Source organism: Tersicoccus sp. Bi-70 (genome assembly GCF_001968825.1).
In the GTDB taxonomy this organism is placed as follows: Bacteria; Actinomycetota; Actinomycetes; order Actinomycetales; family Micrococcaceae; genus Tersicoccus.
On sequence record NZ_MIEU01000010.1, the window covers coordinates 21,041 to 35,677 of the forward strand.

Below are 14,637 nucleotides of genomic sequence, written 5' to 3' on the forward strand. Positions count from 1 at the left end.
GATGACCGCACCTGCCCCCGCCATCGAGTTCGTGGCCAGTTACGTGCAGGACGCCTGGTGGCGCCCCGCCGACGACGTCGCCGGCACGGAGGTGCGGGACGCCGCGACGGGGGAGCCGGTCGCGCGGGTCAGCACCGACGGGCTCGACGTCGCTGCCGCCGTCGAGCATGCCCGCACGGTCGGCCAGCGCTCGCTCGGCGAGTTGAGCCTGCACGAGCGGGCGCTGAAGCTCAAGGAGCTGGCGGCCCACCTGACCGCGCACAAGCAGGAGCTCTACGTCCTCTCCCATCGCACCGGCGCGACCGACAAGGACAACCTGGTCGACGTCGACGGCGGAATCGGCACGCTCTTCACCTTCTCCTCCAAGGGCCGCCGCGAGCTGCCGAACAGCCAGGTGCTGATCGACGGCGCCGTCGAGCCGCTCTCCCGCGACGGCTCATTCATCGGCGAGCACATCTACACCCGCCTGCCGGGCGTCGCGGTGCAGATCAACGCCTTCAATTTCCCCGTCTGGGGCATGCTCGAGAAGTTCGCGCCGGCCTTCATCGCCGGGGTGCCCACCCTGGTCAAGCCGGCGACGCCGACGGGCTACGTCACCGCGGCGTGCGTGCGGCTCATGGTCGAGTCCGGGCTGCTGCCCGCCGGTTCCCTGCAGCTGATCTCCGGCTCCGCGCGGGACCTCCTCGACCACCTGGACCACCGCGACCTGGTCGCCTTCACCGGGTCGGCCGGTACGGCGGCGTCGCTGAAGGCCCACCCGCAGGTGGCCGACGGCGGCGTCCGCTTCACGGCCGAGACGGACTCCCTCAACGCGGCGATCCTCGCGCCCGACGCCGTCCCCGGTACCCCCGAGTTCGACGCGTTCGTCGGTTCGGTCGTCACCGAGATCACCAGCAAGGCCGGGCAGAAGTGCACGGCGATCCGCCGCACCATCGTGCCCGCGACGGTCGTCGACGACGTCGTCGAGGCGCTGCGCGGCCGGCTCGCGGCGGTCGTCGTCGGCGACCCGCGAACCGAGGGCACCACGATGGGCGCGCTCGCTTCCGTCGGCCAGCGCGAGGAGGTCACCCGCTCGGTGCGTCGCCTCGAGGCGGCCGGCGGCCAGGTGCGGATCGGTGGTGCGCCGGACGGGAACGGCGACGACGCCTTCTTCCCGCCCACCGTGCTCACCTTCGCCGACGCGGACACCGAGCAGGCGCACAGCGTCGAGGCCTTCGGCCCGGTCACCTCGGTGCTCGGCTACAGCGACGTCGACGACGCCGTCCGGCTCGCCGCCCTCGGCCAGGGCTCGCTCGTCGCGACCGTCTGCACCAACGACCCGGAGACCGCCACCGCGCTGATCACCGGCATCGCCGCCCACCACGGCCGCGTGCTGATCCTCAACCGGCAGGACGCGAAGACCTCCACCGGCCACGGCTCCCCGGTTCCGCACCTGATCCACGGCGGCCCCGGCCGCGCCGGCGGCGGCGAGGAGCTCGGTGGCATTCGCGCCGTCAAGCACCACATGCAGCGCACCGCCGTGCAGGGCTCCCCGGACATGCTCACCGCCGTCACGGGCGTGTGGCACGCCGGTGCTGCCGTCAACTCTGTCAGCCGCTCCGACGTCGACGCCGGCACCGGCGAGCACCCGTTCCGCAAGTCGCTGGCGACCCTGCGGATCGGCGACCAGTTCGCCTCGGACCTGCGCACGGTGCACCTGCAGGACATCCTCGACTTCGCCGAGACGACGGGCGACAAGTTCTACGCGCACACGGACGAGGAGGCCGCCATGGCCAACCCGTTCTTCCCGCGCCGGGTGGCTCACGGCTACTTGCTGGTCTCCTGGGCGGCCGGCCTGTTCGTCGACGCCGCGCCCGGGCCGGTGCTCGCCAACTACGGGCTGGAGAACCTGCGCTTCATCACCCCGGTCACCTATGACGACGCCATCCGGGTGACGCTGACCTGCAAGCAGATCACCCCGCGCGTGACCGACGAGTACGGCGAGGTGCGCTGGGATGCCGTCATCCACAACCAGCACGACGAGCTCGTCGCGCAGTACGACGTCCTCACCCTGGTGGCCAAGGAGGCCTGAGGCGGTCTCGACCAGGCGCTGCCGCGTCACCGAACCGCTGGAAACCGGTCCGATTGGACAGCGGGTACCCGGTACCCGGCAGACTTGTCCGGTGGATGTCACGACCGAACGCCTCACGCTGCACCCCCTGACCCGGGACGAAGCCGTCGCGCGCGCCGCGGCGGACATCCCGGCGGAGGAGCGGTGGGGGACCGGCTACCCCGTCGTGGACCAGCGCAGTGCCCTCACCTCCTTCGTGGAGATGTGGGACGAGGTCGGTGACACCCGCCCGTTCGGCGTCTACGACGTGTGCGAACGCGAGACCGGTGACCAGGTGGGCGGCGTCGCCTTCTTCGGGCCGCCCAGCAAGGACGGCGTGGTCGAGTTCGGGTACGGCCTGGTACCCGGGGCTCGCGGCCGCGGCTATGCCAAGGAGGCGGTCAGCGAAGCGCTGCGCATCGCGCGGGAGGCCGGTGCCCGCACCGTCAAGGCCACGACCACCCCGGACAACATCGCCTCCCAGGCCGTGATGCTACGTGCCGGGATGCGCGAGGTCCGTCGCGCCGGCCGGCTGGTCTACTTCCAGATCGACTTCGACCGCGCCTGAGTCCGCGTGACCGCCGCCGGCGGGTCAGGCGCCCGGTCGCTCCGCCACGTCGGCATGGCCCAGCTCCGGCAGGGTCGCGACGAGCACGTCCGCGGCGCTCGTGTCGCGCAGCGCCACGTGCCGGGTCTCGTCCAGATAGGTGACGTGACGCTGGAACGCGGCCTGGGCTCCCTCGGGGTCCGCCGCCGCGATCGCGCGGTGGATGGCGTCGTGCTGTTCGGTGATGCGGGTGCGGTCGAGGTACTCGACGAACACCGAGTTGGTCGCAGGACGGGCGAGGTGGACCGACGTCATGGCCAGTTCCAGGATCTTGTTCTTCGCGGCCCGGGTGATCGCGGTGTGGAACTCGAGGTCCAGGTCGAGCCAGTCGGCCATGTCCATGGACAGGTCGCGGGACGCCTCGACCGGCCGGCGGATCGCCTCCAGGTCCGCGTCGGTGCGCCGCCGGGCAGCGAGCTCGACGCAGTGCATCTCCAGCACCCAGCGGGCCTCGTCGACGTCGTGCACCGAGACGTTGCCGGCGCGGTACCAGAGGGAGATGGCGTCGCTGAGCTGTTCCGCCACGTCCTCGGCGTCGGGCACGGTGACGAACGTTCCGCCGTTGCTTCCGCGTGCCGAGACGACGAGGCCGGTCGCCGACAGCAGTTTGAGGCCCTCCCGCGCCGTGGCGCGGGCGACGTCGAAGGTGACCGCGAGCTCCTGCTCGGTCGGGAGGCGCTCGCCCGGCTGCCACACGCCCTGGGTGATGGCGTTGCGCAACTGCCGCGCGATCTGGCCGGACGCATTGCGCCGGCCGAGCTGCTCCGGCTCGAAACTCGACATGCGGCCTCCTCTCGGATCAATGGAAACACACTCTTTACACCGGACGTGGACCGAGGTAATAGTTTGGATGTTGAATGTTGGACAATGACTTCCCGACGTGAGGACCACCCGACCATGACCCCTCCCGATCTCGCGAGCCGGCTCACCATCGCCGACGTCCACGACGCCTTCCGCGCCGGGGACTACTCGGCCGAGGGCCTCGTCCGCGCCTTCCTCGAGCGGATCGAGCAGCTCGACCGATCAGGGCCCGAGCTGAACGCGCTCATCTCGGTGTCCACCACCGCGGTCGGTGAGGCGCGGCGCCTCGACCGGGAGTTCGCGGAGACGGGTCGCCTCTCCGGACCGCTGCACGGCATCCCGGTCGTGGTGAAGGACCAGATCGAGACGGCAGACCTGCCGACCACCTTCGGCAGTGCGGCGTCCGGCGACTACCGCCCGGCTCAGGACGCGACGGCCATCGCCCGGCTCCGGGAGGCCGGCGCGATCATCCTCGGGAAGACCACCATGCCGGACTTCGCGACGTCCTGGTTCTCCACGTCCTCCCGCAGTGGCCTCACGAAGAACCCCTACGACCTCACCCGCGACCCGGGCGGCTCGTCGAGCGGCACCGCGGCCGCCGTCGCCGCCGGTCTCGCCCTCGTCGGCATCGGTGAGGACACCGGCGGATCGATCCGCCTCCCCGCGTCCTTCTGCGGTCTCGTCGGGGTGCGGGTGACGCCGGGACTGATCAGCCGCGCCGGTATGTCCTCCCTGGTCGTGCCGCAGGACACCGCCGGGCCCATGACCCGGTCCGTGCGGGACGCGGCGCAGCTGCTCGACGTCCTGGTCGGCTACGACCCGGCCGACGACTACACGGCCGCGACCGTGGTCGCCGGCGCGAACGGCCCCCACGGCTCCTACACCGAGGCCCTCGACGGCGCATCGCTGACGGGCAAGCGCATCGGCGTCCTGCGCCAGGCGTTCCCGGACGGCACCGATCCCGACGGCGCGCGCGTCGCCGAGACCGTCGAGTCGGCCCTCGCCACCCTGAGCGAGGCCGGTGCGGAGCTCGTCGATATCACCATCGACGACCTCGACGAGCAGGTCGGCTTCACGTCGCTGTACACGACCCGGTCGCAGGCCGACATGAACGCGTTCGTCACCGCCCGGCCGGATCTCGGCATCACGTCGATGCGGGAGCTCGTGGACACCGGCCAGTACCACGAGAAGCTCGACCTGCTCGAGGCGATCGTCGCCGGCCCGGAGAATCCGCGGGACGACGCCGAGTATGTGGACCGCGTCCTCGCGCAGAGCGCGTTCCAGCGCCAAGTGCTCGGCGTGATCGCCGCGCACCGGCTGGACGCCATCGCGTTCCCCGACGCCAAGCTGCCGGCCCCCACCCACGAGGACATCCTCGCCGGGCGGTGGACCTGCCTGACCTATCCCACGAACACCGTGATCGCGTCCCAGCTCCTCTTCCCGGCCGTCACCGTGCCCGCGGGGAAGACCTCCGACGGGCTGCCCGTCGGGCTCGAGCTGATGGGCGTTCCGTCGGCCGAACACGGCCTGCTCGGGCTGGCCGCCGCCGTCGAGGACTCCCTGCGCGGCTGGTCCGCGCCGGAGCTGTAGCCGATGACGACGCCATCCATCACCATCAACTCCGACCTCGGTGAGTCGATCGGACTGCACGCGTTCGGCAACGACGAGGAGCTCCTCGCCATCGTCGACACGGTCAACGTCGCCTGCGGCATGCACGCGGGGGACCCCGTCACCATGGAGCGGACCGTGCGCGCCGCGGTGGCCGCGGGCGTGACCATCGGCGCGCACCCCGGGCTGCCCGACATCACCGGCTTCGGGCGGCGCGCCATGGCGCTGACGCCCGACGAGACGCGCGACCTCGTGCGCTACCAGGTGGGCGCCCTCGTGGGGTTCCTCGACCGCCACGGGGCACCCCTGGACCACCTCAAACCGCACGGCGCCCTGTTCGGCATGTGCGCGACGGACGAGGACCTGATGCGGGCGATCTGCGACGTCGCCCGGCAGTACGCGGTCCCGGTCCTCGGCCTGGCGGGCACCGCCCACGAGTCGATCTGCGCGGAGACCGGCGTCGCCTTCGTCCCGGAGCTCTACGTCGATCTCGACTACGGGGCCGACGGCATGATCGTGGTCGAGCGCGCCCCCCTTCCGCGCCGTCCGGAGGAGGTGCGGGACCGGGTGCTGCAGGCGGTGCGGCAGGGGACGGTCACGGCCGTGGACGGCACCGCCGTCCCGGTGCAGCCGGCATCGGTGTGCGTGCACTCGGACCTGCCTTCGGCCGTGCAGGTGGCCCGCGAGGTGCGGATCGCCCTGGCGACGGGACCGGAGTAGGCCCACCGCCGCCCGATCGACGGCGGGATCCGTGCACTCGGCGAGGGCGAGGTCGTCACCGAGTGCGCGGGTGGCGCCGTCAGCCGGCCGTTCTGCGCGGCTCTCCGGCGTAGGTGCCGAAGCTCCAGATGTTGCCCTCCGGATCGGAGGCGCGGAAGTCCGTGCTGCCGTAGTCGGTGCGGGTCAGCTCCGAGACGTCGATGCCGCCGGCGTCGACCGCGCGCCGGTGCAGGCCCTCGACGTCGGCGCTCACCACGTAGGCCGAGAACGTGCCCGGCTGCAGGGTGAACGGGCCCTCCGGCTTGTGCGAGCCGAGCATGATGCCGCCGCCCTCGGGCCAGTCCAGCTGGGCGTGCGCGATGCGGTCACCGTCGGCGTACGCGACGGTCTCCTCGAAGCCGAAGACCCGCACGAGGTAGTCGATCAGGCCGCGGGCGTCGTTCGCCTGCAGCGTGGGCCAGACCTGCAGGGCGGGGGCGGGGTTCGTGTCCATGCGCTCATTCCACACCGTTGCGGTGGCCGCCGGCTTGGATGTTCCGGAACTCCTCCCGCAGCCAGGCCGTGGGGGAGCAGCCGGCGAACCGGGAGAACTCCCGGTCCAGGTGCGGGTGGTCCGCGTAGCCGGCGGTCGCGGCGGCGGCCGAGAGGTTCGGAATCCCGCCGACGGCGGCGTCGCGGATGATCCCGACCGCCCGGTCGAAGCGGACGACGCGGGCGGCGGTGGTGGGGCTGCAGCCCAGCTCGCGGTCGAAGAGCGTCGTCAGCCGGCGCCCGCTCAGGTACACGCGGGAGGCCAGCTCGGTGGTGGACAGCCGCCCGCCGCTGGCGGCCAGCAGACGCCAGGCCTCGGCGACCTCCGGCCGCGCCGGGGTCGCCGCGGTCGTCGCGGCCTGCCGTTCGGCCAGCCAGCCGGCGAGTAGGGTCAGCCGCCGGTGGGCGTCGGGTTCGGCGCCGAGCCGTTCGCGCCACCCCCGCACCACCCCGCCCAGCACCGCCTCACCGTCCTCGGTCAGCGACACCAGGTCTGCTGCCGGCACGCCGAACAGTCGTCGTGCGGCGAGCGGGTGGACGGCCACCTGGATCCCGCTCTGCGCCGACGGCTGATCGATGTAGGCCGGGCTGGTGTGCAGGCGACCCACGAGGACGTCGTACGCCGTCGCCCCGGCCGTGCCGACCAGGGCGGCAGCCGGGGCGGTTGGCACCGGTTCGCCGAAGCTGATGATGAAGGTCAGCCACGGGGACGGCAGTCCACGGTGCACGCGCGGCTCGTCCCGCTCCGTGCGGTAGTCGACGAGCGAGGCGACGCCGGGGACAGGGGCAACCGAGCCCGGCGCGAGCCGGGTGAAGGTGAGGGCGGGCTCGAGCGACGTCGTCGGAGCCATCTGCCCTCCCTTCCGTCCGTCGCCCGGTCCGTCGGTCCGTCAGAGGCCGATGACGTCCGGGCTCGGGGTGCCGGTGCTGCGGCGGCGCGCGCGGCCCTCGTGCAGGCCGTCGAAGAGGATGGCGACGACGTCGTCGGCCAGTTCCTCCTGCGTCAGGGCGCCACCGGGCCGGTACCACTCGACGATCGAGTTGATGGTGCCGAACAGCAGCCGGCTGGCGACGCGCGGGGCGATGTCGCTGCGCACCGCCCCCTCGGTGCTGGCCTGCTCCACCAGCTGGGCGATCTGCCGGTCGAAGTAGCGCCGCCGTTCGAGCGCCTGCCGCTCCATCTCGGTGTTGCCCCGCAGCCGCAGCAGGAGGGTGACGAACGGGAGCTCGTCGACCAGGACGGCGACGGTGCCGCGCACGACGAACTCGAGCCGCTCGTCGGCGGTCCCGGACGTCGCGCCCGGCTGGTGCAGCGTCGACTCCAGCCCGCCGAGCGCCCGCTCCAGCGCGAGCCGGAGCAGGTCCTCCTTGCCGGGCACGTGGTGGTAGATCGCGGACTTGGAGATGCCGAGCTCGTCCGCCAGCAGACCCATCGACGTCGCCTCGTAGCCGTGCCGGTTGAACACGTCGACGGCGATCCGCAGCACGGTCTGCTGGTCGTATCCCGGCCGGCCTCGGCGGGACGCGCCGCGTGCCCGGGCGGGCGGCGCGACGGGGGTGATCTCAGGCATGACGTTCAGTCTCGCACGGGTCTCACGCCTGCTGAGTGCCACGCTGATCGTAGATGCGGCGGAGCTTCCCGCTGGAGCGCTCGAGCGAACCCGGCTCGCAGATCTCGATGGTCGCGGTCGACCCGATGTGGATCTTCATCTGCCGGCCCAGCTCCGAGGCGGCGCCCTTCGCGGTCTCCGCCGTGCAGTCGTCGCGCCGCTCGATCTTGACCGTGAGCTGGTCCATCCGGCCCGGGCGGGTCAGGTGCAGCTGGAAGTGCGGGCTCAGCCCCGGGATCCGCAGCGCGATCTCCTCGATCTGGCTGGGGAACATGTTGACGCCGCGCAGGATGATCATGTCGTCGCTGCGGCCGGTGATCCGGCCCATCCGGCGGTGCGAGGGGCGAGCGGTACCCGGCAGCAGCCGGGTCAGGTCCCGGGTGCGGTAGCGGATGATCGGCAGGGCCTGCTTGGTCAGCGACGTGAAGACCAGCTCACCGTGCTCACCGTCGTCGAGCACCGCGTCGGAGAACGGGTCGATGATCTCGGGCCGGAAGTGGTCCTCCCAGATGTGCGCGCCGTCCTTCGTCTCATTCGACTCGCCGGCCACGCCCGGGCCCATCACCTCACTGAGGCCGTAGATGTCGCAGGCGTCGATGCCGAGGCCGGTCTCCAGCTCATGCCGCATCTCGGCGGTCCAGGGCTCGGCGCCGAGGACGGCGACCTTCAGCGAGGTGCTGCGCGGGTCGATGCCCTTCGCGGCCATGGCGTCCATGATCGTGAGCAGGTACGTCGGCGTGCACAGGATGGCGCGCGGTCCGAAGTCCTGGATCATCTGGATCTGCTTCTCGGTCTGCCCGCCCGACATGGGGACGACGGTGCAGCCCAGCTTCTCGGCGCCGTAGTGGGCGCCGAGGCCGCCGGTGAACAGGCCGTAGCCGTACGAGTTCTGCAGGATGTCACCGGGCCGGACGCCGGAGAGGCGCAGGCAGCGCGCCACAATGGTCGCCCAGTTGTCCAGGTCCTGGCGCGTGTAGCCGACGACGGTGGGACGGCCGGTGGTGCCGGACGACGCGTGCACCCGCGAGACCTCGTTCATCGGGACGGCGAACATGCCGAACGGGTACGCCTCCCGCAGGTCCGCCTTGGTGGTGTAGGGGAACTTCTGCAGGTCGCCCAGTTCCTCGAGGTCGTCCGGGTGGACGCCGGCCTCGTCCCACTTGCGGGTGTAGAGGGGGACCTTCGCGTACGCCCGCTGCACGGTGTCCTGCAGGCGGCTCAGCTGCAGCGCCTCGAGCTCGTCGCGACTGATGGTCTCCTCGCGGTCGAGGCCCTGGGGATCGAGGGTCGGGTTGGTGGCGGTGGCCGTCACAACAGGCTCCTTTGCTTGTCGCTGCTGCTCGTCGTGCTCGTGCTGGCGGGGCTCAGCGCAGGCGGCGGGCGGGCTGGGGGATGGTGCGGCTGCGGCCGCGGAACTCGGCGATGAGCTGGTCCTCGCCGGCGGCACCGTTCGTGCCGTTCTCGCCGGCCGCGGTGATCGTCACGTCGTACAGGCCGCTGCGCCCGGCGGACGCCCGGCGCACGGCGGTGGCGGTGAGCGTCTGGCCCTGGCGGGCGGAGCGGATGAAGGTGACGTCCGCGCCGGAGGCGACGGTGATGGTCTCCTCGCTCCCGGCCATGTCATTGCACGCGAGAGCGAAGGCGGTGTCGGCGAAGGCGAAGATCATGCCGCCATGGGCCATCCCGAAGCCGTTGAGCATCTCCCGGCGCAGGTCCATGGTGATCACGGCCCGGCCGTCGGCGATCTCGACGACGCGGATGCCCATCCACTCGGAGGCGAAGTCGTCGCGCAGGATCTCGTGATGCTCCGCGAGTTGTTCGAGTGTGGGCGTACTCTCGGCCATGTGACACCTCTCACCTTTAATTACCGAATGTTCATTAGGTAATCCGATCGAGGCAGCGATGTCAACCGCGTGACGACGGGGGCAGGGGTGGCTCGGAGAGCAGGGATGTGAGCCGTGCCATATAGCGTCGCTACAGGTGTTACTGTATCGCCGTGAGCAGCGTCGACCACAGCCTCCCCGCGCGCGAGCGCCTGATCCAGGCTGCGACGACCCTGCTCACCCAGGCACAGGGTGGGCCCGTCTCCACCCGCCAGATCACCGATCTGGCGGGGGTGAAGGCGCCGACCCTGTACCACCACTTCGGTGACAAGGAAGGCCTGCTGGACGCCGTCGTCGCCCGGGGATTCGAGCAGTACCTCGCGCGGGAACGCGGACTGAGCGTCTCCGCGGATCCGGTGGAGGACGTGCGCCGGTTCTGGGACGCCCACGTGCAGTTCGGACTCGAGCAGCCCGACGTCTACTCGGTGATGTTCGGCAACGTCCGACCCGAGCAGCGGCCCGCCATCGTCATCGAGACCGAGGCGGTGCTGGAGGGCATCCTGCAGAATGCCGCCCGACAGGGCCTGCTGGTGGTGCCGCCACGGCAGGCGGCGCGGAGCATCCTCGCCGCCAACGTGGGGGTGACGCTGATGCTCATCGCCGAACCGGCGCAGCGACGCTCCATGGGGCTGAGCGAGCTGAGCCGGGATGGTGCGATCTCCGCCGTCCTGTCCGACGGCGCGGCCACCCGATCTGATCCCGACAACCCCGAGCAGCCGTCCTACGTGGTGGCGGCCATCGCTCTGAACGCGACGCTGCAGGCATCGCATCCGGAGCAGCTCTCCAGCAGCGAGATGCGTCTGTTCCTCGAATGGCTCCAGCGCATGACGCACCCCACCACGACCTGAGCATCACCCGTACCAGCACATCGCACCCGTCCCCCCGCACCGCCGCGGGCCGACCCTCGAGAAGGAACCATGGCAACGACGACAGTTGAAAGGTCGCGTGGAACCAACGTCCGCGCGGGCGTCCAGCGATTCGGCACCTTCCTCTCGGGCATGATCATGCCGAACATCGGCGCCTTCATCGCCTGGGGCATCATCACCGCTCTGTTCATCGAGAAGGGGTTTCTCCCGGTCCCGCAGCTCGGTGGCTTCGGTACCCATACCGTCGACGGCGCCGAGGTGCCGTGGACCGGCCTCGTCGGCCCGATGATCACGTACCTGCTGCCGCTGCTGATCGCCTACACCGGCGGCCGGATGGTCTACGACGTCCGTGGTGGCGTCGTCGGTGCGATCGCGACCATGGGCGTGATCGTGGGCACCAACATCCCGATGTTCATCGGCGCCATGATCATGGGCCCGCTGACCGCGTGGCTGATGAAGAAGGTCGACTCGATCTGGGACGGCAAGATCAAGCCCGGCTTCGAGATGCTGGTCAACAACTTCTCCGCCGGCATCCTCGGCGCCATCATGGCCCTCGTCGCCTTCCTGGTCGTCGGGCCCGTCGTCGAGTTCTTCACCCAGATCGCTGCCAACGTGGTCGAGTGGCTGGTCGGCGCGCACATCCTGCCGCTGACGTCGATCCTGATCGAGCCGGCCAAGGTGCTGTTCCTGAACAACGCCATCAACCACGGCATCCTGACGCCGCTCGGCACCGAGCAGTCCGTCCAGACCGGCAAGTCGATCCTGTTCCTGCTCGAGGCCAACCCCGGCCCGGGCTTCGGTCTGCTGCTGGCCTACATGGTGTTCGGCCGTGGCGCGGCGAAGGCTTCCGCGGGTGGCGCGGCCGTGATCCAGTTCATCGGCGGCATCCACGAGATCTACTTCCCGTACATCCTGGCCAAGCCGGTCCTGATCATCGCCACCATCTGCGGTGGCGCGACGGGCATCCTCACCAACGTCATCTTCAACTCGGGCCTGCGCTCGCCGGCCGCTCCGGGTTCGATCATCGCGGTGCTCGCCTCGACGGCGAACGACAGCTACATCGGCGTCATTCTCTCGGTCATCCTCGCGGCGGCGGTGTCGTTCCTGATCGCCTCGGTCATCCTGCGCACCAGCAAGGACAAGGGGGAGGGCGACCTCGGCGACGCGACCGCGCGCATGGAGGCGATGAAGGGCAAGAAGAGCTCCGTCGCCTCGACGCTGACCGGCGGCGGCGTCGCCACCGCTCAGGGCACCATCAACAACATCGTGTTCGCGTGCGACGCCGGCATGGGTTCCTCCGCGATGGGCGCCTCGGTGCTGCGGAACAAGATCAAGGCGGCGGGCTTCAACGACGTCAAGGTCACCAACGCCTCGATCGCCAACCTGACCGACACCTACGACATGGTCGTGGTGCACCAGGACCTCGCCCCCCGGGCCGAGCCCAAGGCGCCGTCGGCCCAGTTCGTGACCGTCGACAACTTCATGGGCAGCCCCCGGTACGACGAGATCGTCGAGCTGCTCGAGCAGACGAACCGCGGCGGCGGCACCGGCACGGCCGGCGGCGAGACCGCCGAGCACGCCGGCCTGGCCCCGACCGCCGGAGCCGGCACCACCGGTGCCGGGTCCAACGTGACGGGCGCGGCGGCAGGCGCAGCCGCGGGCGGTGCGGCCGGTACCTGGGTCGCCCCGGACGACGCGCCGCGCACCGCGGCCGGGAACGCGGACGGCATCCTCGCCGAGCGCAGCATCGTGCTCGACGGCTCCGCGACCAGCCAGGCCGCGGCCATCGAGGAGTCCGGCAAGCTGCTGGTCGACTCGGGCGCCGTGACCGGCGACTACGTCGCCGCGATGCACGACCGGGAGCGCTCCGTGCCGACGTACATGGGCAACTTCCTGGCCATCCCGCACGGCACCAACGAGGCCAAGGGGTACATCCAGCGGTCGGCGATCTCCTTCGTCCGCTACCCCGAGGGCATCGACTGGAACGGCAAGCCGGTCAAGTTCGTCGTCGGCATCGCCGGCCGCAACAACGAGCACCTGAACATCCTGTCCTCGATCGCGAAGGTGTTCTCGGACAAGGAGCAGGTGGCCCGGCTGGAGAACGCGCGATCCGCTCGCGACGTGCTGTTCATCTTCGATTCGGTGAACAACGCATGAGAGCTGTCCACTTCGGCGCCGGCAACATCGGCCGCGGCTTCGTCGGGCTGCTGCTGCACAACGCCGGGTACGAGCTGGTGTTCGCCGACGTCGCCGCGCCGCTGATCGACGCGCTCGACGCCACGCCGAGCTATCAGGTGCACGAGGTGGGGGAGGAGTCGGCGACCCACACGGTCGACGGCTACTCCGCCCTCAACTCGGGCACCGACGAGGCGGGCGTGATCGAGGCGATCGCGGGCGCCGACGTCGTCACCACCGCCGTCGGGCCGAACATCCTCAAGTTCGTGGCCCCGGTGATCGCCGCCGGCATCGCCGCCCGCAGCGCCGACGCGCCGCGGGTGGCGGTGATGGCGTGCGAGAACGCGATCAACGCGACCGACGTCCTCGCCGACGAGATCCGGAAGAACTACGCCGGTGACGACCTGGACGCACGGGCGATCTTCGCCAACACCGCGGTGGACCGCATCGTGCCCGCCCAGGATCCCGGTGCGGGCCTGGACGTGACGGTGGAGACCTTCTTCGAGTGGGCCGTGGAGCGCGGTCCGTTCGACGGCGCGACGCCGGACATCCCCGGCGTCACGTGGGTCGACGACCTCGCCCCGTACATCGAGCGGAAGCTGTTCACGGTCAACACCGGGCACGCGACGAGCGCCTACTTCGGCTACGTCGCCGGCGTGCACAAGATCTCCGACGCGCTGGCGGACCCCACGATCCGGGACTCCGTCGACGCGGTGCTGCAGGAGACGAAGGCGCTGCTCGTGGCCAAGCACGGCTTCAGCGAGGAGCAGCAGCAGGCGTACGTGGAGAAGATCCTCGGGCGCTTCGCCAACCCGCACCTGCCGGACACGGTGGAGCGGGTCGGCCGGGCGCCGATGCGCAAGCTGAGCCGGCACGAGCGGTTCGTCGGCCCCGCGGCCGAGGCGGCCGAGCGCGGCCTCTCGACGGCGGCGCTGGAGGCGGCCATGGGCGCGGCCCTGCGGTTCGACGTCCCCGAGGACGCCGAGGCCGTGGAGCTGCAGCAGCTGCTCTCGTCGGCGACGACCGAGGACCTCGTCACGCAGGTCACCGGGCTCACACCCGAGGACGCCCTGTACGAGCGGGTCGCCTCGCTTGTCCGGGACCGCCAGGCCCGATAGTTTCGAATCAGTTCCCAGTAGTTCCGACCACGGAGGTAGACCCATGCCCGAGCGTTCCGTCAAGATCGCCAGCTCGTCCGGACTGCACGCCCGCCCCGCGGCGATCTTCGCCCAGGCCGCCGGTGAGCAGCCGGCGGAAGTGACCATCGAGAAGCCCGGCGTCGAGGCCGTGCCCGCCGCCAGCATCCTCTCGCTCATGACCCTCGGCGCCGAGCACGGCGAAGAGGTCACGCTGCGGGCCGAGGGCGACGGGGCCGACGAGTCCCTCGACGCCCTCGTGGCGGTGCTGAGCCGGGACCTCGACGCGGAGTAGTCCTCGCACTCCTGCATGGCCGGTACCTCTCGGGGTGCCGGCCATGCGGCGTTTCTGGGGGCTCTTCCTCTGTCCCGCCCCATCCGGTCCCAGGACGCGCCGGCGTCGGCGGGGAGATGGCGCGATCCGGCTGGTCCGCTCGCACCCGGTCCCGGGACACGCCGGTCTTGGGCGGGATATGGCGTTATATCCCGAAATCGCGAGGCGTGTCGTGGGATCCAGCAGGACGCTCTGCCGCCCGGTCTTGGCGGACGCTCGCATCCCGTCCCGGGCACACGCCGGCGTCGGCGGGGAGATGGCGCCATCCGGCTGGTCC

At 71.0% G+C, this 14,637-nt stretch carries 14 protein-coding genes; 8 read left to right on the top strand and 6 right to left on the bottom strand.

What is annotated here, in order from left to right; genetic code table 11:
• Position 1 precedes the first annotated feature (1 nt).
• Together paaZ and BGP79_RS04015 are read left to right on the top strand one after the other, a co-directional pair.
• On the top strand, positions 2-2,071 hold the full coding sequence (gene paaZ, locus BGP79_RS04010) for a phenylacetic acid degradation bifunctional protein PaaZ (protein ID WP_076693392.1): 2,070 nt from the start codon (positions 2-4) through the stop codon (positions 2,069-2,071).
• A gap of 91 nt (positions 2,072-2,162) precedes the next feature.
• Entirely contained in the window at positions 2,163-2,657 is a 495-nt protein-coding gene (locus BGP79_RS04015; RefSeq protein WP_076693393.1) for a GNAT family N-acetyltransferase, read from the top strand.
• Positions 2,658-2,681: 24 nt separating this feature from the next.
• Here the strand turns inward: BGP79_RS04015 and BGP79_RS04020 are convergent, their stop codons facing one another.
• On the bottom strand, positions 2,682-3,479 hold the full coding sequence (locus BGP79_RS04020) for a FadR/GntR family transcriptional regulator (protein ID WP_076693394.1): 798 nt from the start codon (positions 3,477-3,479) through the stop codon (positions 2,682-2,684).
• Positions 3,480-3,593: 114 nt separating this feature from the next.
• Here BGP79_RS04020 and BGP79_RS04025 point away from each other — a divergent pair, with 114 nt between their 5' ends.
• Together BGP79_RS04025 and BGP79_RS04030 are read left to right on the top strand one after the other, a co-directional pair.
• Positions 3,594-5,087 carry an amidase gene (locus tag BGP79_RS04025; RefSeq protein WP_076693395.1) on the top strand — a complete coding sequence of 498 codons (1,494 nt, stop codon included), beginning with the start codon at positions 3,594-3,596 and terminating at the stop codon, positions 5,085-5,087.
• A 3-nt stretch (positions 5,088-5,090) separates the two neighbouring features.
• Positions 5,091-5,825 carry a 5-oxoprolinase subunit PxpA gene (locus tag BGP79_RS04030; protein ID WP_076693396.1) on the top strand — a complete coding sequence of 245 codons (735 nt, stop codon included), beginning with the start codon at positions 5,091-5,093 and terminating at the stop codon, positions 5,823-5,825.
• 79 nt (positions 5,826-5,904) lie between these two features.
• Here BGP79_RS04030 and BGP79_RS04035 read toward each other — a convergent pair whose 3' ends face one another.
• Genes BGP79_RS04035 through BGP79_RS04055 form a run of 5 tightly spaced genes read right to left on the bottom strand, consistent with a single transcriptional unit; the run spans position 5,905 to position 9,810 of the window.
• A complete protein-coding gene (locus BGP79_RS04035; protein ID WP_076693397.1) occupies positions 5,905-6,318 on the bottom strand; it encodes a VOC family protein in 414 nt (137 codons plus the stop codon).
• A 4-nt stretch (positions 6,319-6,322) separates the two neighbouring features.
• Positions 6,323-7,207 carry an AraC family transcriptional regulator gene (locus BGP79_RS04040; RefSeq protein ID WP_083701557.1) on the bottom strand — a complete coding sequence of 295 codons (885 nt, stop codon included), beginning with the start codon at positions 7,205-7,207 and terminating at the stop codon, positions 6,323-6,325.
• Positions 7,208-7,246: 39 nt separating this feature from the next.
• Positions 7,247-7,927, bottom strand: coding sequence for a TetR/AcrR family transcriptional regulator (locus BGP79_RS04045; RefSeq protein ID WP_076693398.1), 681 nt, complete (start codon positions 7,925-7,927; stop codon positions 7,247-7,249).
• A 22-nt stretch (positions 7,928-7,949) separates the two neighbouring features.
• Entirely contained in the window at positions 7,950-9,278 is a 1,329-nt protein-coding gene (gene paaK, locus BGP79_RS04050; RefSeq protein WP_076693399.1) for a phenylacetate--CoA ligase PaaK, read from the bottom strand.
• Between the two features lie 52 nt (positions 9,279-9,330).
• The gene (locus BGP79_RS04055) at positions 9,331-9,810 is read right to left on the bottom strand and encodes a hotdog fold thioesterase (protein ID WP_076693400.1); all 480 of its coding nucleotides are present in this window, start codon (positions 9,808-9,810) and stop codon (positions 9,331-9,333) included.
• A gap of 152 nt (positions 9,811-9,962) precedes the next feature.
• Between BGP79_RS04055 and BGP79_RS04060 the strand changes: the two genes are divergently transcribed.
• From BGP79_RS04060 to BGP79_RS04075, 4 genes are all read left to right on the top strand, one after another.
• Complete coding sequence (locus BGP79_RS04060) at positions 9,963-10,697, top strand: TetR/AcrR family transcriptional regulator (protein WP_076693401.1); 735 nt, start codon at positions 9,963-9,965, stop codon at positions 10,695-10,697.
• A gap of 69 nt (positions 10,698-10,766) precedes the next feature.
• Positions 10,767-12,872 (top strand): PTS mannitol transporter subunit IICBA, encoded by a 2,106-nt coding sequence (locus BGP79_RS04065; RefSeq protein WP_076693402.1) that lies wholly within the window; start codon positions 10,767-10,769, stop codon positions 12,870-12,872.
• A complete protein-coding gene (locus tag BGP79_RS04070; RefSeq protein WP_076693403.1) occupies positions 12,869-14,008 on the top strand; it encodes a mannitol-1-phosphate 5-dehydrogenase in 1,140 nt (379 codons plus the stop codon). Before BGP79_RS04065 ends, BGP79_RS04070 begins: the two co-directional genes overlap by 4 nt.
• 43 nt (positions 14,009-14,051) lie before the next feature.
• On the top strand, positions 14,052-14,321 hold the full coding sequence (locus BGP79_RS04075) for an HPr family phosphocarrier protein (protein WP_076693404.1): 270 nt from the start codon (positions 14,052-14,054) through the stop codon (positions 14,319-14,321).
• Positions 14,322-14,637 lie beyond the last annotated feature (316 nt).

Bases quoted from the DNA above. Each gene is read 5' to 3' on its own strand.
- BGP79_RS04065 (WP_076693402.1), top strand. From the start codon at position 10,767: ATGGCAACGACGACAGTTGAAAGGTCGCGTGGAACCAACGTCCGCGCG.
- BGP79_RS04045 (WP_076693398.1), bottom strand. From the start codon at position 7,927: ATGCCTGAGATCACCCCCGTCGCGCCGCCCGCCCGGGCACGCGGCGCG.
- BGP79_RS04075 (WP_076693404.1), top strand. From the start codon at position 14,052: ATGCCCGAGCGTTCCGTCAAGATCGCCAGCTCGTCCGGACTGCACGCC.
- BGP79_RS04055 (WP_076693400.1), bottom strand. From the start codon at position 9,810: ATGGCCGAGAGTACGCCCACACTCGAACAACTCGCGGAGCATCACGAG.
- BGP79_RS04030 (WP_076693396.1), top strand. From the start codon at position 5,091: ATGACGACGCCATCCATCACCATCAACTCCGACCTCGGTGAGTCGATC.
- BGP79_RS04020 (WP_076693394.1), bottom strand. From the start codon at position 3,479: ATGTCGAGTTTCGAGCCGGAGCAGCTCGGCCGGCGCAATGCGTCCGGC.
- BGP79_RS04040 (WP_083701557.1), bottom strand. From the start codon at position 7,207: ATGGCTCCGACGACGTCGCTCGAGCCCGCCCTCACCTTCACCCGGCTC.
- BGP79_RS04035 (WP_076693397.1), bottom strand. From the start codon at position 6,318: ATGGACACGAACCCCGCCCCCGCCCTGCAGGTCTGGCCCACGCTGCAG.
- paaZ (WP_076693392.1), top strand. From the start codon at position 2: ATGACCGCACCTGCCCCCGCCATCGAGTTCGTGGCCAGTTACGTGCAG.
- BGP79_RS04025 (WP_076693395.1), top strand. From the start codon at position 3,594: ATGACCCCTCCCGATCTCGCGAGCCGGCTCACCATCGCCGACGTCCAC.
- BGP79_RS04070 (WP_076693403.1), top strand. From the start codon at position 12,869: ATGAGAGCTGTCCACTTCGGCGCCGGCAACATCGGCCGCGGCTTCGTC.